This is a genomic window from Anaerococcus vaginimassiliensis (assembly GCF_900626155.1).
Classification (GTDB): domain Bacteria; phylum Bacillota; class Clostridia; order Tissierellales; family Peptoniphilaceae; genus Anaerococcus; species Anaerococcus vaginimassiliensis.
In genome coordinates this window covers 954,018-976,277 of sequence record NZ_LR130844.1, presented here as the reverse complement: position 1 = coordinate 976,277, position 22,260 = coordinate 954,018, and the positions used below count along the sequence as shown (strand labels likewise).

25 protein-coding genes and 2 pseudogenes are annotated in these 22,260 nt (G+C 32.1%); 8 read left to right on the top strand and 19 right to left on the bottom strand.

Going from position 1 to position 22,260, the window contains the following annotated elements; genetic code table 11:
* Nucleotides 1-158: 158 nt before the first annotated feature.
* Both E0D87_RS09225 and E0D87_RS09220 read right to left on the bottom strand, forming a co-directional pair.
* Nucleotides 159-467 carry a hypothetical protein gene (locus tag E0D87_RS09225; RefSeq protein ID WP_242618440.1) on the bottom strand — a complete coding sequence of 103 codons (309 nt, stop codon included), beginning with the start codon at nt 465-467 and terminating at the stop codon, nt 159-161.
* 29 nt (nt 468-496) lie between these two features.
* Entirely contained in the window at nt 497-865 is a 369-nt protein-coding gene (locus E0D87_RS09220) for a MerR family transcriptional regulator (RefSeq protein ID WP_242618439.1), read from the bottom strand.
* Between the two features lie 919 nt (nt 866-1,784).
* On the opposite strand from E0D87_RS09220, the gene E0D87_RS04920 reads away from it, so the two are divergent.
* The 5 genes from E0D87_RS04920 to E0D87_RS04900 all read left to right on the top strand — a co-directional run bounded on the left by E0D87_RS04920 (nt 1,785) and on the right by E0D87_RS04900 (nt 6,880).
* Nucleotides 1,785-2,000 (top strand): helix-turn-helix domain-containing protein, encoded by a 216-nt coding sequence (locus E0D87_RS04920; RefSeq protein ID WP_004826776.1) that lies wholly within the window; start codon nt 1,785-1,787, stop codon nt 1,998-2,000.
* On the top strand, nt 1,981-2,640 hold the full coding sequence (locus E0D87_RS04915; RefSeq protein ID WP_019116610.1) for a response regulator transcription factor: 660 nt from the start codon (nt 1,981-1,983) through the stop codon (nt 2,638-2,640). The genes E0D87_RS04920 and E0D87_RS04915 overlap by 20 nt, the downstream gene beginning before the upstream one ends.
* Nucleotides 2,633-3,610 carry a sensor histidine kinase gene (locus E0D87_RS04910; RefSeq protein WP_019116611.1) on the top strand — a complete coding sequence of 326 codons (978 nt, stop codon included), beginning with the start codon at nt 2,633-2,635 and terminating at the stop codon, nt 3,608-3,610. Before E0D87_RS04915 ends, E0D87_RS04910 begins: the two co-directional genes overlap by 8 nt.
* A 98-nt stretch (nt 3,611-3,708) precedes the next feature.
* Entirely contained in the window at nt 3,709-4,398 is a 690-nt protein-coding gene (locus E0D87_RS04905; RefSeq protein ID WP_019116612.1) for an ABC transporter ATP-binding protein, read from the top strand.
* The gene (locus E0D87_RS04900; RefSeq protein WP_130819572.1) at nt 4,385-6,880 is read left to right on the top strand and encodes an ABC transporter permease; all 2,496 of its coding nucleotides are present in this window, start codon (nt 4,385-4,387) and stop codon (nt 6,878-6,880) included. The genes E0D87_RS04905 and E0D87_RS04900 overlap by 14 nt, the downstream gene beginning before the upstream one ends.
* Nucleotides 6,881-6,930: 50 nt before the next feature.
* Here the strand turns inward: E0D87_RS04900 and E0D87_RS09215 are convergent.
* The 12 genes and pseudogenes from E0D87_RS09215 to E0D87_RS04845 form a co-directional block, all read right to left on the bottom strand.
* Nucleotides 6,931-7,131 (bottom strand): annotated as a pseudogene (locus tag E0D87_RS09215) (hypothetical protein); the annotation flags it as partial.
* 1 nt (nt 7,132) lies between these two features.
* Nucleotides 7,133-7,471 (bottom strand): annotated as a pseudogene (locus tag E0D87_RS04890) (plasmid mobilization protein); the annotation flags it as partial.
* Nucleotides 7,472-7,546: 75 nt separating this feature from the next.
* Complete coding sequence (locus E0D87_RS04885; RefSeq protein WP_257877040.1) at nt 7,547-7,735, bottom strand: helix-turn-helix domain-containing protein; 189 nt, start codon at nt 7,733-7,735, stop codon at nt 7,547-7,549.
* 73 nt (nt 7,736-7,808) lie between these two features.
* The gene (locus E0D87_RS04880; protein WP_019034270.1) at nt 7,809-9,251 is read right to left on the bottom strand and encodes an ApeA N-terminal domain 1-containing protein; all 1,443 of its coding nucleotides are present in this window, start codon (nt 9,249-9,251) and stop codon (nt 7,809-7,811) included.
* 9 nt (nt 9,252-9,260) lie between these two features.
* Nucleotides 9,261-9,656, bottom strand: a complete 396-nt coding sequence (locus E0D87_RS04875; protein WP_130819570.1) for a DUF4275 family protein — start codon at nt 9,654-9,656, stop codon at nt 9,261-9,263.
* 86 nt (nt 9,657-9,742) lie between these two features.
* Entirely contained in the window at nt 9,743-9,991 is a 249-nt protein-coding gene (locus E0D87_RS04870) for a hypothetical protein (RefSeq protein ID WP_004826786.1), read from the bottom strand.
* Between the two features lie 6 nt (nt 9,992-9,997).
* Nucleotides 9,998-10,360: a plasmid mobilization protein gene (locus E0D87_RS04865; RefSeq protein ID WP_130819569.1), complete on the bottom strand. Its 363-nt coding sequence runs from the start codon at nt 10,358-10,360 to the stop codon at nt 9,998-10,000.
* A gap of 336 nt (nt 10,361-10,696) precedes the next feature.
* On the bottom strand, nt 10,697-11,704 hold the full coding sequence (locus E0D87_RS04860) for a virulence-associated E family protein (protein ID WP_242618437.1): 1,008 nt from the start codon (nt 11,702-11,704) through the stop codon (nt 10,697-10,699).
* A 47-nt stretch (nt 11,705-11,751) separates the two neighbouring features.
* Nucleotides 11,752-12,147, bottom strand: a complete 396-nt coding sequence (locus E0D87_RS09210; RefSeq protein WP_242618436.1) for a hypothetical protein — start codon at nt 12,145-12,147, stop codon at nt 11,752-11,754.
* Nucleotides 12,148-12,288: 141 nt separating this feature from the next.
* Nucleotides 12,289-12,651, bottom strand: coding sequence for a plasmid mobilization protein (locus E0D87_RS04855; RefSeq protein WP_099950059.1), 363 nt, complete (start codon nt 12,649-12,651; stop codon nt 12,289-12,291).
* Nucleotides 12,644-13,786 (bottom strand): site-specific integrase, encoded by a 1,143-nt coding sequence (locus tag E0D87_RS04850; protein ID WP_479722804.1) that lies wholly within the window; start codon nt 13,784-13,786, stop codon nt 12,644-12,646. The genes E0D87_RS04855 and E0D87_RS04850 overlap by 8 nt, the downstream gene beginning before the upstream one ends.
* Nucleotides 13,770-13,964 carry a hypothetical protein gene (locus tag E0D87_RS04845; protein ID WP_002839721.1) on the bottom strand — a complete coding sequence of 65 codons (195 nt, stop codon included), beginning with the start codon at nt 13,962-13,964 and terminating at the stop codon, nt 13,770-13,772. The genes E0D87_RS04850 and E0D87_RS04845 overlap by 17 nt, the downstream gene beginning before the upstream one ends.
* Before the next feature lie 261 nt (nt 13,965-14,225).
* Between E0D87_RS04845 and E0D87_RS04840 the strand changes: the two genes are divergently transcribed.
* The 3 genes from E0D87_RS04840 (at nt 14,226) to E0D87_RS04825 (ending at nt 16,146) form a co-directional block, all read left to right on the top strand.
* A complete protein-coding gene (locus tag E0D87_RS04840) occupies nt 14,226-14,657 on the top strand; it encodes a helix-turn-helix domain-containing protein (protein WP_130819567.1) in 432 nt (143 codons plus the stop codon).
* A gap of 687 nt (nt 14,658-15,344) precedes the next feature.
* Nucleotides 15,345-15,719 (top strand): hypothetical protein, encoded by a 375-nt coding sequence (locus E0D87_RS04830; RefSeq protein WP_019116623.1) that lies wholly within the window; start codon nt 15,345-15,347, stop codon nt 15,717-15,719.
* A 1-nt stretch (nt 15,720) separates the two neighbouring features.
* Nucleotides 15,721-16,146 (top strand): MarR family winged helix-turn-helix transcriptional regulator, encoded by a 426-nt coding sequence (locus E0D87_RS04825; RefSeq protein ID WP_130819566.1) that lies wholly within the window; start codon nt 15,721-15,723, stop codon nt 16,144-16,146.
* Nucleotides 16,147-16,474: 328 nt separating this feature from the next.
* Here the strand turns inward: E0D87_RS04825 and E0D87_RS09205 are convergent, their stop codons facing one another.
* The 5 genes from E0D87_RS09205 to glyQ form a co-directional block, all read right to left on the bottom strand.
* On the bottom strand, nt 16,475-16,726 hold the full coding sequence (locus E0D87_RS09205) for a plasmid mobilization relaxosome protein MobC (protein ID WP_372341026.1): 252 nt from the start codon (nt 16,724-16,726) through the stop codon (nt 16,475-16,477).
* 210 nt (nt 16,727-16,936) lie between these two features.
* Nucleotides 16,937-18,469, bottom strand: a complete 1,533-nt coding sequence (gene guaA, locus E0D87_RS04815) for a glutamine-hydrolyzing GMP synthase (protein WP_130819565.1) — start codon at nt 18,467-18,469, stop codon at nt 16,937-16,939.
* Nucleotides 18,470-18,488: 19 nt separating this feature from the next.
* Entirely contained in the window at nt 18,489-19,319 is an 831-nt protein-coding gene (locus E0D87_RS04810; protein WP_130819564.1) for a pyruvate, water dikinase regulatory protein, read from the bottom strand.
* A gap of 2 nt (nt 19,320-19,321) precedes the next feature.
* Nucleotides 19,322-21,385, bottom strand: a complete 2,064-nt coding sequence (gene glyS, locus E0D87_RS04805; RefSeq protein WP_130819563.1) for a glycine--tRNA ligase subunit beta — start codon at nt 21,383-21,385, stop codon at nt 19,322-19,324.
* Nucleotides 21,378-22,259, bottom strand: coding sequence for a glycine--tRNA ligase subunit alpha (gene glyQ / locus E0D87_RS04800; RefSeq protein WP_004835548.1), 882 nt, complete (start codon nt 22,257-22,259; stop codon nt 21,378-21,380). Before glyQ ends, glyS begins: the two co-directional genes overlap by 8 nt.
* Nucleotide 22,260: the final 1 nt, after the last annotated feature.

The window sequence follows — 22,260 nt, the reverse complement described above, 5'->3', positions numbered from 1 at the left end:
TACTTACCTTAGTTTTCGGACTCATATGCACTTCGTTTTAGTTGGACTTTGGAATCCTTGAAAATCACCCCGTAATATTAAGATTTTTAGTCCCGTCCCAGTCCCAGTACCGGACAAAACACTATAATAATTTTACTTAGAAAGTTTTTAAGCTTTTCCTAGATCTGTTTCATCATGCTATTTTGATACTCTTCACTATTTTTATAGCTTTCATATGAAGAAATTGCATCTTCATTATCTTTCATCCAATTTTCAGGACTCTCTATAGCATCGAGTTTTGCCTGATTTATATCCTTTAAAGTTTTCATATCAAAGGGTGAGCTCATCTTCTCAATGTATTTTATCTCTTCTTCAGTTAATTCAAACGAAGGAAGCCTATCAAGATAAGCTATATATTTGTAAAAGGAATCCTTACCGTCATTTTCTAATGGTTCGTTCAAAAATGGTTGATAGGCAGCAAATAACATTTGTCCAAAATATCCTGGAAAAGCAATTTCTAGTTTTCATATATAGTTTCTTCCACCTCAAGTATTGAAACTTTCTCATTGATTAGTCCACTGCTTTCACCTTTAACAATCATTTCTAGTATTTCCTTCCTTTTTTCATCAAGGTCCAATTGATGTTGTTTTTTCCTTAAAACAGAAGACAGGGTATCACCACCTGATGATATACACTGATAAATATCTGAGATGCTCATTCCCAATTTTCTAAATATAGATATCTTTTTCAGAGTTTCTAAATCCTTGGTACTATAGTCTCTATAACCATTCTCAGATTTCTTAGGATGGATAAGTCCTTTATCCTCATAATACTCTATTGTCTTCCTAGTTAGACCAGTTTCTTTTTGAATTTCACTTCTTAACATTGTTATCTACCTCCAATGATTAAAGGATAACACGGTCCCCAACGGACAGGTCAAGCCCATACACTATATAAAATTCCCACTTATCTATAAACTAAAACAGTGCCTTATCATTTTTGCAAAATGCTTATTTTCTTTTTGATAAATCTTATTCAAACCGACACTCAAACCGACATTTTATTGTCGTATAATTCACTTGTTTGCTATATAATCTAAATGTTCTATCAAATATTCTGTCATGGTCTTTATATTTCCAATATTTTATTCACCTTAATTAATAATCTAATTTATAATAACCTACATAATTATATAAAATCAAGATTTTTAAAATAAAAATATGTAAGCAAAAAGACCGCAGCCTAAAAGACTACGGTCTAATTTTTTGTCCAAATGTAAAGTACTTGGAACTATTATTCAATTTATTCTTTTTTACTTCCAGTACCATTTGAGTACCAGTAGCCATTTTTCATTCTCTCCCTTTGAGCAGGTCACTATCATTCTTGAAAATTACTAAGTAATTTTCAATCCCATTAGCGAATCAGAAAAGCCAACGCTCCTATTTGTCGCGTTGGCTTTTATTCCCTGCAGAAGGGCAGACCTTTCATTCTTGAAACTAAAGTTTCAACAATGGGATCCTGACATAAAATAGCTTTCCAAGCTATTTTATTCCCATTCTTCTTTTCCAAACGTACGATATATCACAAACCATTCAAAATACTGCATTCTATTTTTTAGAGTATCACTAAATCCAACTAGTTATAGGACGTTTTCAGATTTTTAGTCCCGTCCCAGTCCCAGTACCGGATATTATAATGTATTATATAAGTCGACTATTTTAGTGTGTTTAGATTAAATCACTTATAAACATGGTATAATATTATAGAAATACTGCACAAAGTAGAAGATTAATTTGAGGTGAGTTATGGGATTTTCCTATGATAAATTATGGAAAAAATTAATAGATGAAAAGATGAATAAATTAGACTTACAAAAAGCCATAAATACAACTCCTCATACCATAGCTAAAATGGGAAGAGATGAAAATGTTAGTATGGAAATACTGGGTAGAATTTGTAGGTATTTTAAATGTGATATATCGGATATATTGGAGTATAGAATTGAAAATACTAATGATTGAAGATGACAGCACAATTGCTTTTGCTGTTAAAACTTACCTAAACAAACATAATATTGAAACAATTATTTATAACAATCTTTCTCAGACAGAAAATCTTAATTTTAATGATTTTGATTTAATTCTACTTGATGCCAATCTTCCAGATGGATCAGGCTTTAATTTTTTAAAGTGGCTGAGGGAATTTTCTGACCTTCCTGTAATAATGCTCACCGTAAAAGACGAAGATGAGTATGTAATAAAAGGTCTTTCCCAAGGAGCAGATGATTATATTACAAAACCTTTTTCTCTTCCTATTCTAAAGGCGAGAATAGACAATGTTTTTAGTAGAAAAATTAAAAAAGTGAATGAGCTGACTTTTAAAAATTTATCTTTAGATCTCATTTCAAAACAAGCTTCGATAGATGGAAAAGATTTAGACCTTAGCTTAAAAGAGTTTGCTATATTGGAAATGCTTTTAGAAAACCAAAATATAAATCTACTAAGAGAGCGAATTTTAGATTATGTTTGGGGTTATGATTTTTATGAAGTAAATGACAATACCCTAACTGTCACCATAAAAAGACTCAGATCTAAACTTGGAGATTATGGCAGTCATATAAAAACTCTTAGAGGGATAGGATATAGGTGGGACAATGAATAAAAGCAAAAATATTTTACTTGCCTTAATTTTAAATATATTAATGTCTTTGTTTGTAGTTTATCTCAATCCAAGATTTGATATTCTAACACTTATAGGTTTTTTACTTATAAATATAATTCTGTTTCTAATTATTAGAAAATTTGAAAAGAAAAAAGAAATAGATCTAGAGGATAAGATTAATAATATATTTAGCCTCCTCCATTCACTTGATATAAACTCTGATAATTACGAAATTATAGACGATGAATTTGGCAAACTCAGAGATGAGATTATTAAAATTATTATAGAAAACAAGAAAATAGCTGAAAATGCAGAGAAAAATAAGGAAACTTTAAAAAAATATACTGAAGACATTGCCCATCAAATAAAAACTCCGTTGACTGGATCACTATTATTGTTAGACTTATTAGAGGACGAAGATGACAACTTTTCCGAAGAATATATAGAAAGACTTAGAGATAATTTGATTAGACTACACAACTTATCTGATATTTTATTAAAACTTGCCGCCCTTGATTCTGGCACAATAGAAATGACAAAAGACAGGATATCTGCTCGAGAATTAATTGAAGATATCATACAAAAGCTAAAAGATTATTTTATTAATGATAATGTTGAAATTATCCTTGATGGAGATGATTTTAATCTTATATGTGATAAGAAATGGACCTATGAAGCAGCATTTAATGTTATGAAAAATGGTCTAGAAGCAACAGAATATAGGCATATAGAAATTCACTTAAAAGAAACGAACTTATATAAGAGCATATTAGTAGAAGATTTCTCAGATGGCTTAGATCGACAAATGTTAGAAAAAGTTTTTAGGCGTTTTTATAAAGCGAATCCAAATTCAAAAGGCTATGGTATTGGACTTCCTATGGCAAAATCTGTTATGGAAAGACAAAATGGAGAGCTTTTATATCATAAGGGGAAGAAATCAAATGCCTTTGAACTAAGATTTTATAATTAAATTTTAAGACTGTGTCTAAAATAAGACACAGTTTTTTTCTAGTCACTTTCCAGTCACTTAAGCCTAATATTATATAGACAAGTTAAGGAGGATACAATATGAATATAGTAAAAACAGTTGATTTAACAAAAACATATAAGGGCGGAGTAGAAGTAAATGCCCTTTCAAATGTAAACTTTGAACTAGAAAAAGGAGACCTTGTTGCCATTATTGGAGACAGTGGCTCTGGCAAATCTACTTTACTTCATTTACTTGCAGGAGTAGATACACCAACAAGTGGTGATATATTTATTCAAGATAAAAATATTACTAAGTTTAACAAAGACGAAATGACAGTATTTCGCAGAAGAAATATTGGCGTTGTCTACCAATTTTTTAACCTAATTCCAAATATTAATGTGAGAAAAAATATCCTACTTCCTCTTTTATTGGACAATAAAAAGGCAGATGAAGAATATTTAAAGGAAATTTTATCGATACTAGGAATAGAAGGAAAGCTTGATAGGTATCCAAAACAATTATCAGGTGGCGAGCAACAAAGAGTTGCCATTGCCAGAAGTTTGATTACAAGACCTGCAATAATCTTAGCGGATGAGCCCACAGGAAATCTCGATAGAAAAAATTCTGAAGAAATCACAGGACTTTTTAGACTAGTAAATAAGAGATTGAACTCTACTATTATGATTATCACCCACGATGAAAAGGTGGCAAATGCATGTGATAAAGTTTATAAGATGATTGATGGTAGGTTAAGTTTCTTGGGAGATGAGTCTTATGACAATTATTAATGATCTTGCCAGTGGAGCTGTTAAAAATAATAAAAAAGACACTCTAGCCATTAAAATCTCCATACTTTTGGCAGTAATTTTACTAGGAACTGTTATTTTTATTTTCGACTCAATGAACACTGAACAGTATGAATATGTAAAGAAAACTATTGGAGATTATCATGTAGATATAGCTGAAATTGACGAAAGTTTTTATGATAAATTAAAAAACGATACAGACATAGAAAAAGTTTCTTTTAATAAAATCATTAATACAGACTTAAATGCGGTTATATATGAAAATGGAGATTCTGAAAGTCTTCTCGGCTATGAAATCAAAAATGGTAGAAAACCAGAAAATTCAAATGAACTTTTAGTACCAGAGAGATTTTTATTAAAAAATAAGGAGTATGATTTAGGTTCTGAGATTATTGAAAATAAAAAGACATATACCATAGTTGGTGTTTACGATGATTATGGATATTCTTTTGAAGATACTATGCTTATAGGTTTAGCAGATAGCAATAAAAAGGATTATCTATTTGAAAACAATGATGGAATAGAAGCATGGATTTGGTATAAAAGCATAAGGGATACCTATACAAAGACTCGAAAAATTTTGTCTGAAATGAATATTGATGAGAAACAAGCATTGGATACTGGAAGAGTGTTTTACAACAAAGATATTTTAGAGCATAGTATGGTTTATCCCAAAGGAATTATTCCACCTAAAAGCGTAATCAATTTAGCTATAGAAAAATATGGGATGGCTTTCTTTCTCTGTGTACTTTTTGCCTTTATAATTTATGGTGCTTTTAATGTATGGAATAATAGAGATTTAAAGGAAATTGCTCTTTTAAAAAGTACTGGAATGACTAAAAAGCAAGTCAGGCAAATGATTCGTAAGAAGGCAATTAAACTTTCAATCTTGCCAATAGCTTTAGGGACAGTCTTATCTTGGGCTTTTGCAAATCTGCTCTTATATTTGTTGTGGTTTAACAATGCTATCTCTTATAAAAAAATATCAAATATTTTAGGAGAAAGTTTAAAATCTCCAGGCTTTAAATTAGTAATACCAAGTATTGGGTCTATTTTAATAATTATTTTGTTATCCTTGTTAATGGTTTATTTTTCAGCATTGATTCCTGCAAAGAAAAGCTCAAAGATAAAGGTTATCGAGGGATTAAATGGTATTACAGAAAAAAATATTAAATTAGGAAAATCAAAAATAAATGGAGCTATAGAAAAAACTTTAGCAAAAGATTATTACAGATCCTATCGTTCAACCTATCGAATTATTGTAATTTCAATGGCTCTGTCTGCCTTTGTACTGACCACAGTCTTAGTTAGTCAGTCCTATAGAGCTTTGAATGAAAAATATAATTCTTATAAGAGTCCTTACAATTTTAATTCAAGTATTTACACTGATAAGAATTTAGATGAAAACTTATTAGCTGATTTAGAAAAAGTTGACGGAATAAAAGAGCTTCACCTATATCAAAGAAATGACACTAAGTTTTACCTTGACGAGAATAAAGACTTTATTTCTAAAGACTTAAAAAATTCTATTGATAGTGGAAAAATAGCAAAAGATAGACTATATGCAAGTTTATATGCTTTAAAAGATGAAGATTTTGAAAAAATTTTAAAAGAAAATAACATCTCTAATGCATCTTACTTACTGCTTAATAAGATAAGAAAAGACAGTAGAACGCCTTATGCTTTTAGCGAGTATATAAAAATTTCTGATAAGGAATCTGGAGATATTTCTTTAAAATATAATGCACAGGGGAAATCAATGAATATAAAGATTGATGCAAGTATTGATGAAATGCCTTATGACTTAGAAGCTTATAATAATAATGAAATACCCATCTACACAAGCACAAGTAATATGAAGAAATTTATTGATGAGTATGGAATAGATAAATCAGATCCTGTTTATTATTATTTTGTAAAAATAAAGGCTGAAAAAAACAAGGAAAAAGTATTTGAAGATGCCGAAAAAGTAATTTCAAATTATGTACCAAAGTCTGACCATGGAACAGCTACAGAAATTTTAAGAGAAGCAGCAAGCAAAGAGCAAACAAGGAATGAAAGACTTTTAAACCTAGCTATACAAATCATTCTTATAACCATCGCTCTGTCCAATGCTTATAATAGCTTTAAGGGAAATCTACGAGCGAGATCCAATGACTTTAAACTTCTATCAACTACTGGTATGACAGAAAAACAAGTTGAAAAGATGGTATTTGCTGAAGTAAAAATATTATTTAAAAATATTTTCTTAGCATATATCTTCATGTTTGCTATAGGTATTGTGTTAAGAGCCTATAGGAGTAACTATGAATTAGGCTTTGGAATAAAAGAACTGCTAATAAATATGAATTATACTCCTATATTAATAGTATTTGTCTTTATAATTGCAGGTGTCTTACTTGCAATAAAAAGTGGTCTTAAAACAATAAATGAAAACTCAGATAATACTTTCAAGAGTATATAAGAAAAAGGCTGTGAGCATTAAACTCACAGCCTTTTTATAGCACAAAACTACCCTAAAATAAAAGATTGTATTAGAATTCCAGACATAACTGAACCATTAATATCATTATCTTCTCGTGTTTTCATAAACTGAATATGGTCAATAGATGGATTACATTTGAATGAATATACTAAGATTCTTTCAATCTTAGCAATGTAATCCATTGACAAATTTAGAGTTGATTTTATAGGATGTATTTTTGTAATTGCCATACTAAATACCATAACTTTCTTTTGATTTATTAAGAAGTAGGGAATGTATATCCCATATCTCTTTTGCCAATTTTTCTATTTTTTGTCTCATATAATCTATATCTTTCTTGTAAATAACACCAGTTGTATTAGTTGCTTTTGCAATCTGATTTATATTATTTGTTACATTTGAAAGTAGCCATTGGAGATCTCTAAATGGTTCTAGGTCTACAATATAAATTTCTTTTTCTAATACACATTTTCTAAGAAAGTGGGACATGGTTTTACAGTTTGCAAGTTTCATTTTCTTTTCAAAAATTTCTTTTTCTTCATCTGTTAAATATATTTTTAGTTGATTTTTAAATTTATTTTATACTATATATCGCTTTTAAGTGTACAACCTATCAAATAAAAAAGAGAGTGTATCAGAATTTAGTCATTCTGACACACCCTCTTCATTTATATAGCTAACAATATCTCCCTCATCACATTTAAGACTTTCACAAATTCTTGCTAAAACATCCATGCTAACAATCTCATTCTTACCTAACTTATGAAGAGTTGCTGAGGACATCCCTGTATCTAGTCTTAAGTCTTCTTTATACATTTTCTTCTCGTCAAGCAACTTTCAAAGTTTGCTGTAATAAAATGCCGTATTTTTCTCTTTCATTGCTATATTATTATTCACGCTTTTTAACTCACAGTCTCTCTTTTATCTCATGAGTTCCTTCTTGTAAAAATTTAATATCATTAAGCCTGTTCATCTCTTCTACTGTTTTCTTCCTTAATTCGTCAGTAGAAAAACCTAGAATCTTTAGAATATGGAACTGTAGTAATATCCTTAGTTCAGCATTTACTAAAGGCAATTCTTCTCTTGAAAGTGCCTTCTCTTCTTTTTCGATATTATAATGAGTATAGTAATTTCTCGTATCTACTACCTTACTGATATATTCTACTTTATTGTAAGAACTAGGCCAGAAGGGTAATATTCCTTCAGCAAAAATTAAATCAGCCAAGCGACTTCTTAGATGTATCTTTTTACTATTTTGCTGATGCTCATCAAGTAAAAAATCGTGCCATTGATTCTGATTCTCATTACCCCTACAAAAATTATAAGTAATTTTTTCAACTCTAGTAATGTAATCTTTTACATCATCAGTGATAAATCTTGCATGAAAAGTCTCTAAAGCTTGAACCAAGTTTAAAAACAAGACTTCTGGTGCTGTAATTTTATTAGAAAAAACAGTAAAGTAAAGATCCAAGACTGGTTTAAGTTTAGAATATCTATTATTCCAATTTAAAAAAATATTTTGATCATTTATATCTCTTAAAGTAAAGATAAATTTGAACGGTCTAATACTTGCAGTAGATTTTTTCTCCCCCTTTCCAAACAACAAATCAGCTTTTAAAAAATGTTTAGTAACAGATCCATCTTTGTTTTCAAATTCTGAATATATTGTTGGGTGTTGATATTTAATATTCTCAATAACTACCTCATTATCAATACCAAGGCCTATAAGATACTGAATAGATAAAATATCATCTAGTATTTCATCAATCTCTTTAGGTTGATTATAAACAAAGTCTACAAGAACACTTTGACGTGCAATAATCTCCTTACTATATGAATTGCTTTCCATACTTCCCTGTACAGGATAAAATTTTATAAGTAAACCATCTCCAAATTTAAAATTAACAGGATCTTCATGTTCCCAAATCAAATTCACACCATAATTTGAGGAATAGTCCCAGTTATATTTGCACAATCTAGACCAATTTATTATCTCCCCAAAGTCAACGGTAACATTTGAAAACATTACCTCATCTTCAGACTTTATTTCTAGCCCCCAGAAAGCAAAATCAGAGTAAATAATTTGTTGTGTATATGATAATAGATATGTGTGCTCTTTACCCGTTTCACATTTATATAACAAAACTTTTGCTCCAGAAAATAAAGTGCCACATATATATGGAATCTTTCCTTTATAAGGTGGTCTAGGCATTGGATTACTATCACTGGCTGGAATAATTAATTCAAGAACAATAAAATTTTTATCCGAATCAATATGCAGTTCTCCTTGAAAAGTTTTCTCACTATCAAAAAATTTCCATGTTCCGCCATATTTTTGTATATTTCTCATCTAAGCCTCCTAAATATGATTCTCTGTATTAGAGCAAAAATAAGGTCCTAATTCTTCTTCATGCGTTTTTATATTTGTCCATGACCAATCGGAAGCGACAAGATATACCTCGTTATATCTATCGAGCATGTCTGCAGTAATTTCTTCAATGTTATTTTCAAAAACTTTATTTTCATCCCAAGGGAAAAAATAAATTGTACCTACTTTATTTACCTTGTCAAAAGTTTTTCTCGCTTCATTTCCGACCAAGTAACTTCCCTTATCAATTAAATCCAAAAAAGCATGCCATATAAAATTACCTGAATCTCTAACTCTAAAATCTAAATCTTTTTTAGAGACATCTTTTGTAAAATGTTTTATCCATTCTTTCTCAAAATTCATAGAGATACTCCGTAGCGTTTTCATCTTCAACTTACTAAAGATTATTATACCAGATAAAATCAAATTTCTCATTTAAAAAGGTGCCGTATTTCTACGACACCTCGGTTTATTTATTCGATTTTATCAATCAAAGTTTCATTATTTCTAACAAAACTTTGATTAAACTTGAATAGTCCCTCTAACATATTTTTCATATCTGAGTGATAAACTTTCTCAAAATTCTCGTAACGATCTTGTACTTCCTGGAAGGTATCTCTCATGGCGTCTAGTTCCTTAATAAAATCCTCAATGCCTCCTAAACCTAAACATAATTCTCTTTCTTTTTCCAATAATCCTTGTTCATTCATATAAATTTTCATTCTTTCTTACTCCTGATATTCTTGTATTTTTTGAATTCTTTTTAATAATAAGCTGTGAATATCCCAGATTTCTTTGGATAACTTGTCTACGTCTTGCCTGATAGCCTGTATGTCATTTTTGTAAATAACACCAGTCATATTAGTAGCTTTTGCAATCTGGTTTATGTTATTTGTTGCATTTGAAAGTAGCCATTGAAGATCTCTAAATGGTTCTAGATCTACAATATAAATTTCTTTTTCTAATACGCATTTCCTAAGAAAATGGGACATGGTTTTGCAATTTGCAAGTTTCATTTTCTTTTCAAAAATTTCTTTTTCTTCATCTGTTAAATATATTTTCAGTTGATTTTTTCTTGTTCTATTATCCATACATTTCTCCTTTATATTTGTTTTTTGGGGTCTTAGGGTTCTCCCTAACAAGGTAAAAATCATAAAATTAGATAGCCTTATAAGCTATTGATTTTTTGATTTTTTCGTAAGTGGGTACTCACTTACTGTGCTTGCTATTAATAACAAGTCTTTAATTTATTTTCTAATAATTTTTCAAATAGAAATTAATAAGTGTAACTGTAACTTATAAAATATAAACTTCCAAAATTAGGCGAGCTTGTTTTAAGAGTCTGTGTCAACCCTCTATTATCAAGCCATTAATTTATGTAATACTAATTTAAGAAGATTTATAACGGTAGGTTACAGGTTACAAAGTTACATTTGCATCTTTACTTGATTTGCTGTATCTATTTCTAATTGATTTTCTTTTTTCCATTCTTCTGGCAATAAATTCTTGTCAACTTCTATAAAGTCAGTTTCATTTTCTTTTTTCTTTTCATAGTATAGTTTTACTGGAATTGAGACTCCACTTGGTGATATTCTCTTGGTCTTTGATGACCTAACTGGAATCCATTCTTGGAAATAATTATCCATAATCTCTGAGAAAGACTTTGATTTTATTTGGTAGCCTTGCATGGTTAGTTCTTTGAAACAAGTTATATTTGGATCTGCACTTTTCGGCTTATATTCTTCTAAGAAATATCTAATGTCTTCCACATCTGGGTTTAGATATTTGAATTTTTCTTGTTCCTTATACAAGTCTTTTAAGAGATTTTTTGGTATAGTCCATGCGTGAGTCTTGTTTTTAAAGATCTCATATCCCAAGGCTAGAGCCTGATTAAAATCTTCTCTTATACGTGACATATATTCTTTATCCGAAAGTTTTTCCTTGTTATTTTTATCCGGATATATAGTCCTTTCTCTTTTATTTGAGTTACATTCAACAGGTAAATATCTTCTTTCTCCAGTATGGTCATTAAGAAAAGTTCTTTCATTTAATGTCCCTATGAAGATACAAGTTCTAGGCACATCTGTTGCATATTTTTCGTAGGGTATTCTTATCCTATCACTTAATTTTGATAAAAAAGATTTAGCTTCATTAGCCGATTTTGCGTTTCTTAAGGCAACAAATTCTTCAATTTCAACGACAGTTTTACCCATAAGATTCATAATAGCATCCTTACCTTGAATGTTTTCTATTGTGCAAAACCAATCATCTGTTATGGACAAGTATCTTGCAAAAGTCGATTTGCCTATACCTTGTCCCCCAACTAAAACAATCATCTCATCAAACTTAGAACCTGGATTAAAAATTCTTCTTATCATACCCAATATCATATGTTCCATTATCCAATTATTTAGCTCTGTATCATCTGCTCCCAAATACCTTGGTAAAAGTTTTCTAATGGCATTTTTATCTCCATTCCATTTTAAATTTTAAGATATTGCTTTGGTGGACTCACTTCATATTGATGAGCTACAAAACGAATAGCCTCCCACATTTTATTGGCGTTATAATTAATTCCAAAATGTTTTTCTATCTCTAAGCCTAGTCTATTATTTAAAGAATCATCCCAAAGTCGTATTTGATTTTCCTTTATATTTCTTTCTCCAATAATTTTCCCCTGGAATTTTATTTCATTGGTAAATTTATCAAAGAATATTTGCCCATCAATGATTTTTTGATTTTGGCAATATTTGGGATTTAAAATAGCTGTTACAATATTCCCAGTAATTTGTCTAACCGTCCCCTTATCTGTAGTTTGTAAGTCTAAAAAGGCGTAAGTCTGATCTATTTCTGGGAATTTTAATTTAAAATCTGTCATAATGCTCACTCCTTTTACAATCATCTAATTTCTTTATTGTTTTATATGTGTTTTCCATTTTATCCTCCTGTCTGGTATAAATAAGACTCCTGTGGTAAAATGAACTTGTCTATAGAACACTTCTCACAGGAGTGTATGCCTTTACTCTTTGTAGTAAGGGCTTTTTTCTTTTTTGATTTCTTCATATATTTCTAAAATATAGATTAAAATATCAGCTTCATCGTCATTGAGTTTACCAAACTTCTTAATAATTTTTGCTAGTTGAAATATTTCCTTGGCTATATTATCAGAAAGTCTGTAATCACTTACTAACTTAACTTCGTGATTTAATAACATTTGTAGAAAATAATCTTGTTTTTTAAGTCCGCTTATTTCAATCTTTTTGTTTATTAAATCATATTCTTCTTCAGATACTCTGAAATTTAAAATGCGATTTCTTTTTCTATTTTTCTCTTTATTTCTAGTTTTTTGTGAAATGTCATCTAATGAATATCTTCTAAACATCTTGATCGTCCTCTTCTAATAAATCTTTCCAATCATTTGCCTTGTTATTTCTTACTTGTGTTAAAGACAGAGCCATTTCTTTTTGCTTACTAGGGAAAAGATGAGCATACCTATAGGTGATGTCAATCGATTCATGTCCAACCCTATCAGCTATTGCCGTTGCAGAAAATCCTAGTTCAATTAAGAGCGAAACATGAGAATGTCTTAAATCATGTATTCTAATTCTCTTTACTTGAGATTTCTTAGATCCCCTATCCATTTCATGGTGGAGGTGGCTCTTAGAGAAATTAAATATTAAGTCTTTTGGTTTTAACTTATAAAAACTGTCTATATACTCTTTAAACTCTTCAGTTAGAAATTCAGGCATAACTATTGTCCTGATACTTTTTTTAGTCTTAGGAGCAGTTATTACATTTTTCTCATCAATCCTTTGTAAAGATTCATCAATTTTTAATGTATGCCTTTCAAAATCAAATTTCTCTTTTGTTAAGGCTAATAATTCTCCCATTCTAAGACCACACCAATACAAAAGTTCAAAAGCATAGAATGACTCAGGTTTATCTTTAATAGCTTCTATAAATCTTTCATATTCATCTTGAGTCCAAAAGAGCATTTCATCAGCTTCTTTTTCTCCCATAGAACCAACATCACGAGCAACATTAGTTTTTAAATTGTAATACCTACAAGCATGATTTAATATACTAGATAACTGGGCATGAATAGTTCTCAAATAAGTAGGAGAGTAGTTCTTCCCATTCTTATCCTTAATCTTCATAAGCTCATTTTGCCATTGAATGATGGTTACATTATTAATCTCATTAAGCATTAAATCACCAATATAAGGAAGTATTTTTTGATTTACAATTGCTTCTTTTGTCCTCCAAGTATTTTCTCTTATTCTTGGTTTTCTATCCCTCTTGTAAAGTTCAAAAAACTCCCTAAAGCTCATCTCAATTGATTCAGAATGTTGATTTAAAAATTCTTGTTCCCATTTTAATGCTTCTTTTTTTGTTAAAAATCCGCGTTTTTTCTTAGTTAATTTTTCTCCTTTCCAGTTGGTATAATTAAATTTACAAAACCAAGTCTTGTTCCCGCTTTCATCTCTAAATGCTGGCACTTTAAACCTCCTTTGCATTTGTTGGTTTATAGCAATACTTTTCCATAAAGTATTCTCTATTTACCTTTCCTCTTTGCACACGATAACCTAATTTAAGTAGGTCTTGATTCATATCGTTTATAATCTGATATGCTGTTGTCCTACTTACATCAAGAAATTCTTGTACATCTTTTGCATTCATAAAAATACCTTTCATAATGTCCTCCTTTTATAGTTTGTAAGGTTCTACATCCTCAAAAGGGCGAGCATTAATTTATATATCTTACAATTTCCGTTCAATATCGAACGGTATGTATATATAATAACAGTTCACATTTGTTCTGTCAAGTTTTTTCTATTTATTTTTTTCTAAAATATTCAGATACTTGCAAATATTTACAACAGAACAGTTTTGTTGAGCTTTTGTTCATTTTGTGATAAAATATTTATAGTTATTGTGAAATAAGGAGGAGTTAGTTTGATTTCTGGAGAAAAATTAAAAAAGTTAAGACTTATGCGAAACTTAACTCAAAAAGAACTCGCTATTAAGTCTGGTTTGACAGATGCTGCCATAAGAAATTATGAACTTGGAAATAGATCTCCAAGTAAAGAACAATTACAAAAAATATCTGAAGCACTTGATTGTGATATATCAGCATTAATTAATCATGAACCTAATTCTATTTTTGAAATAATGCATATAATATTTGATTATGAAAAAGACATGAAGTTTAGACCTTTAGCAGGTGATGGAGAAATTAATGGACTTTTATCAAATGATGTAGACTTCAATAATTTTCTTATAGAATGGAATGAGATTAGAAAAAAGCATTACAACGATGAGATAACAGACGAGGAATTTGAAGATTGGAAGTTATCTTATCCTAAAAAATCAAGATTTTTAAAATAAAAATATGTACTCAAAAGACCGTAGCTTGAAACTACGGTCTAATTTTTGTCCAAATGTAAACCACTTGGAACTATTATTTTAATTATTTTTTTTACTCCCAGTACCATTTGAGTACCAGTAGCCATTTTTTACAACTTTCCTCTCGAAAACCATTCTGGTTTTCTCGCTTAATTGGTATGGATACAATAAATAGCACAATTTATTGTATCCATACCAGATCGCCTGACAGATGATGATGATGATGTCATGCTGTTGTTGAAACTCATTTTTCACAGGCAGGACACGCAGGAACTATTGAAAAAACAGCTGTAACGGGAGAAGCCTGAAATCCCTTAGTTTACTAAGGGCGTAATTATACACCACCCAGAGGTTGGTGCATTGTGTTCTCCGAAGGCTCCTCGCCAGAGGGCTGTGATTTTCCGCAGTCATGGTCTGTTCCAAATCAAAAAGAGGACACTACGCTTCCCCTGCACTGGCTGCCGCCAGCTACCCTTTGAAAGGAAAAATTTATAGAAACAGTATTTACTACGAAATTCACCACTAAAATATTATTTTAAGAGATATAAACTTAAAAACAAATTAGTTGACGCATCAACTAATTTGTGGTATACTTCACTTATTATGAAAAGTGATGTAAGAGTAATGAAATATAAACGTTATATTTTCCCTATATTGATGGGGAGTACAATGAGTTGCATTATGTCTCAGATGAATACTGGAAAAATTGTTTTTCCGTCTATACTTTTAATGATGTTATTGCAATCTATAGTTGCAAGTATAGCATCTTTGATTTTTCCGGCTGGACTTATAGGTGCAAAAGTAACAGAGAAACTATATACTGGAAAATCATATATTGTTTTTTTAGTTCTTTCATCAATAATTCCAGCGATATATTTTACTACAATTATGTCTGTAAGCGGATTGTTAAGAATGAAGGGATATGATGAGAATTTCTGGAAAATATATTTTTCCTCATTTCCTATTAATGTTGTATTAGGATATTTTTCGAGTATTTTTTGGAATGTGATATTGGACAAAGTTTTAAGAAGAAAAGAGGCATAAAGTGGAGAAAAGTATCGGAAAACTTATAACTTATTTATCGAGATGTATTCAGCAAGAATTAAAAAATGTAGTTGTTCCATTTGACATTAGTGTCGGAGAAGAGCCTTATTACATGGCACTTACAAAACAGGATGGATTGACTCAGGATGAATTAACAAAGCTTGTGAAAGTAGATAAGGCTGGTACGGCTCGAATGGTTAAATCATTAGAGCAAAAAGGATATATCACACGAGAAACAGACCCTAAAGATAAAAGAAACAAAAAAATATATCTTACAGAAAGGGGACGATTAAAATATGAACCTTTAAGTAGAGCATTAAAAGAATTTAATCAGAAGTTAACATCAGAATGGACAGATGAACAATATAAAATCGTTTATCAAAGTCTGGAAATGCTACAAAAAAAATTTGAGATTGATAATAAATAAGTTTTAATTTATTGCCCCTCTACACATCGGGTCAACTTGCCTCGAACTTTTACACCTTGGATTGTCAACACTTATTTGTACAATTTAAAATCGAACGCACTAATTTAAGATTAAATGATAATTACTAGTTAATCTTGATTGTCTATATTTAACTGGGGCTGTAAATAATTTTGTGTATCAACCTAAATCCTGACATAAGGGTAAGGGTTGATACATTTTTTGCTTTTAAATATCTATACACTCCTATAGAAATAGAGCATATCGTAGTATTATAAAACTTTAATTATTGAACTAGAAGTTTAAATATTATCATAATTTCTACATTTTTTCATTCCCTCCTTAATAATAGTGAATGCACATCCCACAACTCCTTGGATATTTTCTCTATTTTTTCTCTCATATAATCTATATCTTTCTTATAAATGACTCCCGTTGTATTAGTTGCTTTTACGGTCTGGTTTATATTATTTGTTGCATTTAAAAGTGACCATTGTAAATCTCTAAATTGTTCTAGGTCTATAATATAAATTTCTTTTTCTTCATATGTTGAGTATATTTTTAGTTGATTTTTTAAATTTATTTTATACTAGATGTCGCTTTTAATTGTACAACCTATCAAATAAAAAAGACCATAACACTTAAGTTATGATCTAATTTTTTGTCCAAATGTAAACCACTTGGAACTATTATTTAGTTTATTCTTTTTAGCTTCCAGTACCATTTGAGTACCAGTAGCCATTTTTTATTCTCTATATAGCTTGTAATCAAGCCATTTTAGAAAATTTTGCGATTATTCCCATTCAATTGTTCCTGGTGGTTTTGATGTTATATCATACACTATTCTTCCTACTCCGGCTACTTCGTTTATCATTCTGTTGGAGAGGGTTTGCATTAGGTCGTATGGGAGGTTGGCTGCTTCTACTGTCATGGCGTCGGTGCTGGTTACGGCTCTTACTGCTATGACATTATCGTAGCTTCTCGCATCTCCTTTTACTCCTACAGTTTTTATTGGGGTCCAAACTGTGAAGTATTGCCAGATGTCTTCTTTTAGTCCAAAGTTTTCTACTTCTTCTCTTAGAATAGCGTCGGTTTCTCTTACTATTTCTAGTTTGTCTTTGGTGATTTCTCCCATTACTCTTATGGCAAGGCCTGGTCCTGGGAATGGTTGTCTCCATACCATATCGTGTGGGACTCCAATTGCTTCACCTACTGCTCTTACCTCGTCTTTGAAGAGTTCTCTTAGTGGTTCAACGAGTCCTACAAAATCCATATCTTCTGGAAGTCCTCCAACGTTGTGGTGGCTTTTTATGACGCTTGCCTTATCTTTCCCACTCTCTATGACGTCTGGGTAGATTGTTCCTTGGACTAGGTATTTGGCTCCACCGATTTTCTTGGCTTCTTCTTCAAATACTTCTACGAAGTGGTTACCTATGATTTTTCTTTTTTCTTCTGGATCGTCTACGCCTTTTAGTAGACCTAAGAATTCTTCAGATTTGTCGACCATCTTTACGTTTAGGCCAAGGTCCTTGTAGGTTTCCATTACGGATTTGGCTTCGTCTTTACGAAGGAGTCCGTGGTCTACGAAGATACATTGAAGGTTATCTCCTATGGCTTTGGATACGATTGTTGCTGCGACAGAGCTGTCTACTCCACCTGATAGACCGCAGATCATCTTCTCACCCTCATATTTTTCTTTGATTTCTGCTATTTTTTCTTTGGCGAAGTCTTCCATAGTCCAAGTTTTTTCTGCTTTCGCAATGTTTATTACGAAGTTTTCTAGCATTTCACGGCCGTATTCTGAGTGAACTACTTCTGGGTGAAATTGGACTGCGTAGATTTTCTTTTCTTTGCTTTCTATTCCTGCTACTGGTGCGTTTAGGGTCCAAGATATTTTCTTAAAGCCTTCGGCAATTTGTGATACTCTGTCTCTGTGGTTCATCCAGATTACAGATTCTTGAGGTACGTTTTTGAAAAGCTCGCTGTTTTGATCTACAAATAGTGGTGTTTTTCCATATTCGCCGTTTCTTGGTGTTTCAACTTCTCCACCGTAGTAGTGGTTGATATATTGAAGACCATAGCAGATTCCAAGGATTGGGATTCCTAGATCGAATATTTTATCGTCAGCTTTTAGGGAATTCTTGTCGTTTACTGATTGTGGGCCACCTGTTAGGATTATGCCTGCTACTCCTTCTAGGGGAAGGTCATCTACAGGTGTGTCACAATCGAATAATTCAGCATAAACTCCCATTTCCCTAACTCTTCTTACGATGAGTTGGTCGTATTGACCACCGAAGTTTAATACTAATATTTTATCTTTCTTCATTCTACCTCCTTAGCTTTTCCTATTGGATATGCTTGTCACGTTCTTCTGGGAATTTCTCAAAGTAGTATTGGACTATTTCTGTGGCGGTTTGCTCGATGGTGTTTTCTGTTACATCAATTACCTTACAGTCTAAATCCTTGAACACTTCTCTTGCATAGTCAAGCTCTCTTTGGATTCTTGCATCTTCATAATAGATTGACTCTCCCATGATTCCCAAAGATTTGCTCCTAATTTCTCTTATGGTTGATAGTTTGTTAGGGTCTATGACAAGACCTATGATCCTTTCTGGATCTACTTCAAATATCTCTTTTGGTAGCCTTACTTCAGGTACCAAAGGTAGGTTTGATACTTTTAGGTTCTTGGTTGCAAGATACATGGTTGTCGGAGTCTTGCTTGTTCTTGATACTCCAACTAGGACTATGTCTGATAGAGGAAAGCCTCTAGGGTCTTTGCCATCGTCGTATTGGATAGCAAACTCTATGGCCTCTATCATATTGAAATAGTCTTTGGATAGGGTTCTAGTTAGGCCAACCTCTCTGATAGCCTCAAGCCCTGTCGCCTCTTCTACTTTTCTTATCCCATAGTTTAGGATGTCCATATCTTCGATGTTTCTTTTCTTAGATTCTGCCCTCAAGTAGTCTGATAGGCTCTTGGTGGCTATGGTTTGGACAAGGATTGTTTTTTCGTCTATTTCTTTTAGTATATCATCTATCTCATCTGTAGTCGTGATGCCAGGTTTTCTGACTATATTAGCCTTTAGGGTTGGGAATTGGCTAGTTACAGATTTGATATAATTTTGGGCGGTCTCTCCTGTGGAGTCGCTTACAATTACGATCTTAAGCTCTTTCATTTCTACCTTGCAAGCTCTTTTACATCAAAGATTTCTCTTATCCTCCTGGCAAGGATATTAAGCATGGCAATTCTGTTTGCCTTGAGATCTTCATCTTCTACATTGATCATTGTATTGTCAAGGTAGTTGTTTCCTACCTCACTTGTCATCTTGATGTTTTCTAGTTCTTTGAGATAGTCTGTTTCGCTACTTTCCTTATATTCTCCTAGGGCGTTTACTTCAGCAAAGAAGTCTCTTTCAAGGTCGCCTTCTAATAGGTCTTTGTTTACTTCTTCACCTATATTAGAATCTGATAGGTTTACTATTCTTGTAAAGTAGGAAATTTGATCTTCATTTTCTTCTAAGAACTTGTCTAAAGCTTCGACTTTCTTTGTTAGTTTTAGGATGTTTAGCTCGCCATCTTTTAGGACAGCATTTACAGTGTCATACTTGTGCCCGTCATCTATTAGCTTGTTTCTAAGTCTATCTCTAAAGAAGTCTAAGGTTTTCTCCATTGCTAGATCATAGTCAAAGGATAGCTCATTTTCTTCTGTATAGATAAGAAGGGCATCTCCTATGAGCTTTCTTAGGTCAACATCTATTGAGTTTTCTAGGAAGATATTTATTATTCCAAGGCAAGCTCTTCTTAGGCCGAATGGGTCTTGGCTACCTGTAACGTATTTTTCTATAGCGTATAGACCAACTATGGTATCCATCTTGTCAGCTATAGAAAGAACTATCCCTGTGATTGTCTTAGGTAGTCTATCTCCTGCTGACCTTGGCATGTAGGCTTCTTCTATGGCTGTTGATATTCTTTCTTCTTCGCCTGATTTTTCTGCATAAATCCTACCCATAGTTCCTTGTAGTTCGGTAAATTCGACTACCATTTTTGTTACAAGGTCTGCCTTTGATAGATAGGCAGCTCTTCCTATAGGATGAGCCATGTCATCTCCAATATCTAGGGCAAGTCTATAGTTTTCAGCTAGTCTTTCTAATCTTTTCGTCTTTAGCTTCATATCGCCTAGACCTTCGAAGAAAGCTAGATTAGATAAATCATCAACATAAGCATCTAGTGGCTTTTTCATGTCTATATCGTAGAAGAACTTGGCATCTTCAAGTCTTGCCACTAGAACCTTTTTGTTTCCTTCTACTACATTTTCAGAGTGTGTATCATCCCCATTTCTCACTAGTAAGAAGTATGGAAGAAGGTTCTTGTTTTCATCTTCTACTGGGAAATACCTTTGGTGGTCTTTCATAGGAGTTGTGATAACTTCCTTTGGTAGTTCTAGGTATTTCTTATCTATATCTCCTATTAGGACTGTTGGATATTCAACTATGTTTATAACTTCATCTAGGAGGTCAGCATCTTTCATGTATTCTCCGCCAACTTCACTAGAAAGTCTATTTAGGCCTCTTAGGATTAAATCTTTTCTGTCCTTGTATCTTAGGATTACATAGTTTTCCCTAAGGAGTTTCTCATAGTTTTCTATCTTGTCTACTACTATATAATTGCTACCAAGACTTCTATGACCTTTGGTAATGTTTGATACGCTGATATCTTCAGCATCAAATTCTAATATTTCATCATCTAATAAGGAAACAAACCATCTGATTGGTCTTGCCCAACGGATTGATTTGCCTCTCCATCTCATAGATCTAGGAAAAGATATTGATTTTACGAGGTCATAGACATTTTCTTCTAGGACTTCTGCGACTGATTTTGCCTTTTCCTTTTTTTCTACATAGATGTAGTCTTCTCCCTTAAACTCTCTGATTACAACATCAGAAATCTCTGCTCCTTGACCTTTTAGAAAGCCTAGGAGAGGTTTTTTAGGCTCTCCGCCTTCATCATAGGCTATCTTTACACTTGGTCCTTTGACAGAAATTGTCTTTTCTTCTGTATCTGCATTTATATTTTCTAGAAATATGGCAAATCTTCTTGGAGTTGATTCTACAACAATCTCATCGCAAGTTAGTTTGTTATCTGTTATTAGCTTTTCAAACTTCTCTTTTAATTGATTTTTGGTGTTTTTGACATAATCAGAAGGTATCTCTTCTACTCCGATTTCTAATAAGTAATTACTCATCATTATCCTTTCTTAGAAGAGGGTAACCTAACTCTTCTCTTTTTTCAATAAACTTGTGGGCTACCTTGCTTGATACATCTCTTACCCTTTTGATGTAGTGGCTTCTCTCAGAAACTGATATCGCCCCTTTGGCATCAAGGGTGTTGAAGGTGTGACTTGTTTTTAATACATTGTCATAGGCTGGGATGCAAAGACCTAGGTCAATTAGTCTGTTTGCCTCTTTTTCATAGATGTTAAAGAGGTTTTCTAGGACTTCGTTATCTGCATCTTCGAAGGAATATTTGGAGTTTTCATATTCAGGTAGTCCAAATATATCTCTGTAGGTCAAAGCCTCTGACCATTTGATATCAAATACATTGTCCACATCTTCTAGGTACATGAAGATTCTTTCAAGACCTATGGTAATCTCCCCGCTTTCTATCTCGCAGTTGATTCCTCCAACTTGTTGGAAATAGGTAAATTGGGTGATTTCCATTCCATCAAGCCATACTTCCCAACCAAGTCCCCATGCTCCAAGGGTTGGGCTTTCCCAGTTGTCCTCTACAAAGCGGATATCGTGCTCTTTTGGGTCGATGCCGATGTATTCAAGACATTCTAGGTAAAGCTCTTGGATATTGTCTGGAGTTGGTTTTAAAAGAATTTGCATTTGGTGGTGTTGGTAGAGTCTGTTTGGGTTTTCTCCATACCTACCATCTGCAGGACGTCTGGATGGCTCTACATAGCACACCTTCCATGGTTCAGGTCCCAATGCCCTAAGGAAAGTATGAGGGTTCATTGTTCCTGCTCCTTTTTCTGTATCATAAGGAAGCATAACAGAGCATCCCTGTTTCTTCCAAAACTCTTCAAGTTTTAATATTAAATCTTCAAAGTACATT

Coding starts and splice junctions, on each gene's coding strand:
- E0D87_RS09225 (WP_242618440.1), bottom strand. CDS start 467: ATGTTATTTGCTGCCTATCAACCATTTTTGAACGAACCATTAGAAAAT.
- E0D87_RS09220 (WP_242618439.1), bottom strand. CDS start 865: ATGTTAAGAAGTGAAATTCAAAAAGAAACTGGTCTAACTAGGAAGACA.
- E0D87_RS04920 (WP_004826776.1), top strand. CDS start 1,785: ATGGGATTTTCCTATGATAAATTATGGAAAAAATTAATAGATGAAAAG.
- E0D87_RS04910 (WP_019116611.1), top strand. CDS start 2,633: ATGAATAAAAGCAAAAATATTTTACTTGCCTTAATTTTAAATATATTA.
- E0D87_RS04905 (WP_019116612.1), top strand. CDS start 3,709: ATGAATATAGTAAAAACAGTTGATTTAACAAAAACATATAAGGGCGGA.
- E0D87_RS04900 (WP_130819572.1), top strand. CDS start 4,385: ATGACAATTATTAATGATCTTGCCAGTGGAGCTGTTAAAAATAATAAA.
- E0D87_RS04880 (WP_019034270.1), bottom strand. CDS start 9,251: ATGAGAAATATACAAAAATATGGCGGAACATGGAAATTTTTTGATAGT.
- E0D87_RS04875 (WP_130819570.1), bottom strand. CDS start 9,656: ATGAAAACGCTACGGAGTATCTCTATGAATTTTGAGAAAGAATGGATA.
- E0D87_RS04870 (WP_004826786.1), bottom strand. CDS start 9,991: ATGAAAATTTATATGAATGAACAAGGATTATTGGAAAAAGAAAGAGAA.
- E0D87_RS04865 (WP_130819569.1), bottom strand. CDS start 10,360: ATGGATAATAGAACAAGAAAAAATCAACTGAAAATATATTTAACAGAT.
- E0D87_RS09210 (WP_242618436.1), bottom strand. CDS start 12,147: ATGACAGATTTTAAATTAAAATTCCCAGAAATAGATCAGACTTACGCC.
- E0D87_RS04855 (WP_099950059.1), bottom strand. CDS start 12,651: ATGTTTAGAAGATATTCATTAGATGACATTTCACAAAAAACTAGAAAT.
- E0D87_RS04850 (WP_479722804.1), bottom strand. CDS start 13,786: ATGCAAAGGAGGTTTAAAGTGCCAGCATTTAGAGATGAAAGCGGGAAC.
- E0D87_RS04845 (WP_002839721.1), bottom strand. CDS start 13,964: ATGAAAGGTATTTTTATGAATGCAAAAGATGTACAAGAATTTCTTGAT.
- E0D87_RS04830 (WP_019116623.1), top strand. CDS start 15,345: ATGAGTTGCATTATGTCTCAGATGAATACTGGAAAAATTGTTTTTCCG.
- guaA (WP_130819565.1), bottom strand. CDS start 18,469: ATGAAGAAAGATAAAATATTAGTATTAAACTTCGGTGGTCAATACGAC.
- E0D87_RS04810 (WP_130819564.1), bottom strand. CDS start 19,319: ATGAAAGAGCTTAAGATCGTAATTGTAAGCGACTCCACAGGAGAGACC.
- glyS (WP_130819563.1), bottom strand. CDS start 21,385: ATGAGTAATTACTTATTAGAAATCGGAGTAGAAGAGATACCTTCTGAT.
- glyQ (WP_004835548.1), bottom strand. CDS start 22,259: ATGTACTTTGAAGATTTAATATTAAAACTTGAAGAGTTTTGGAAGAAA.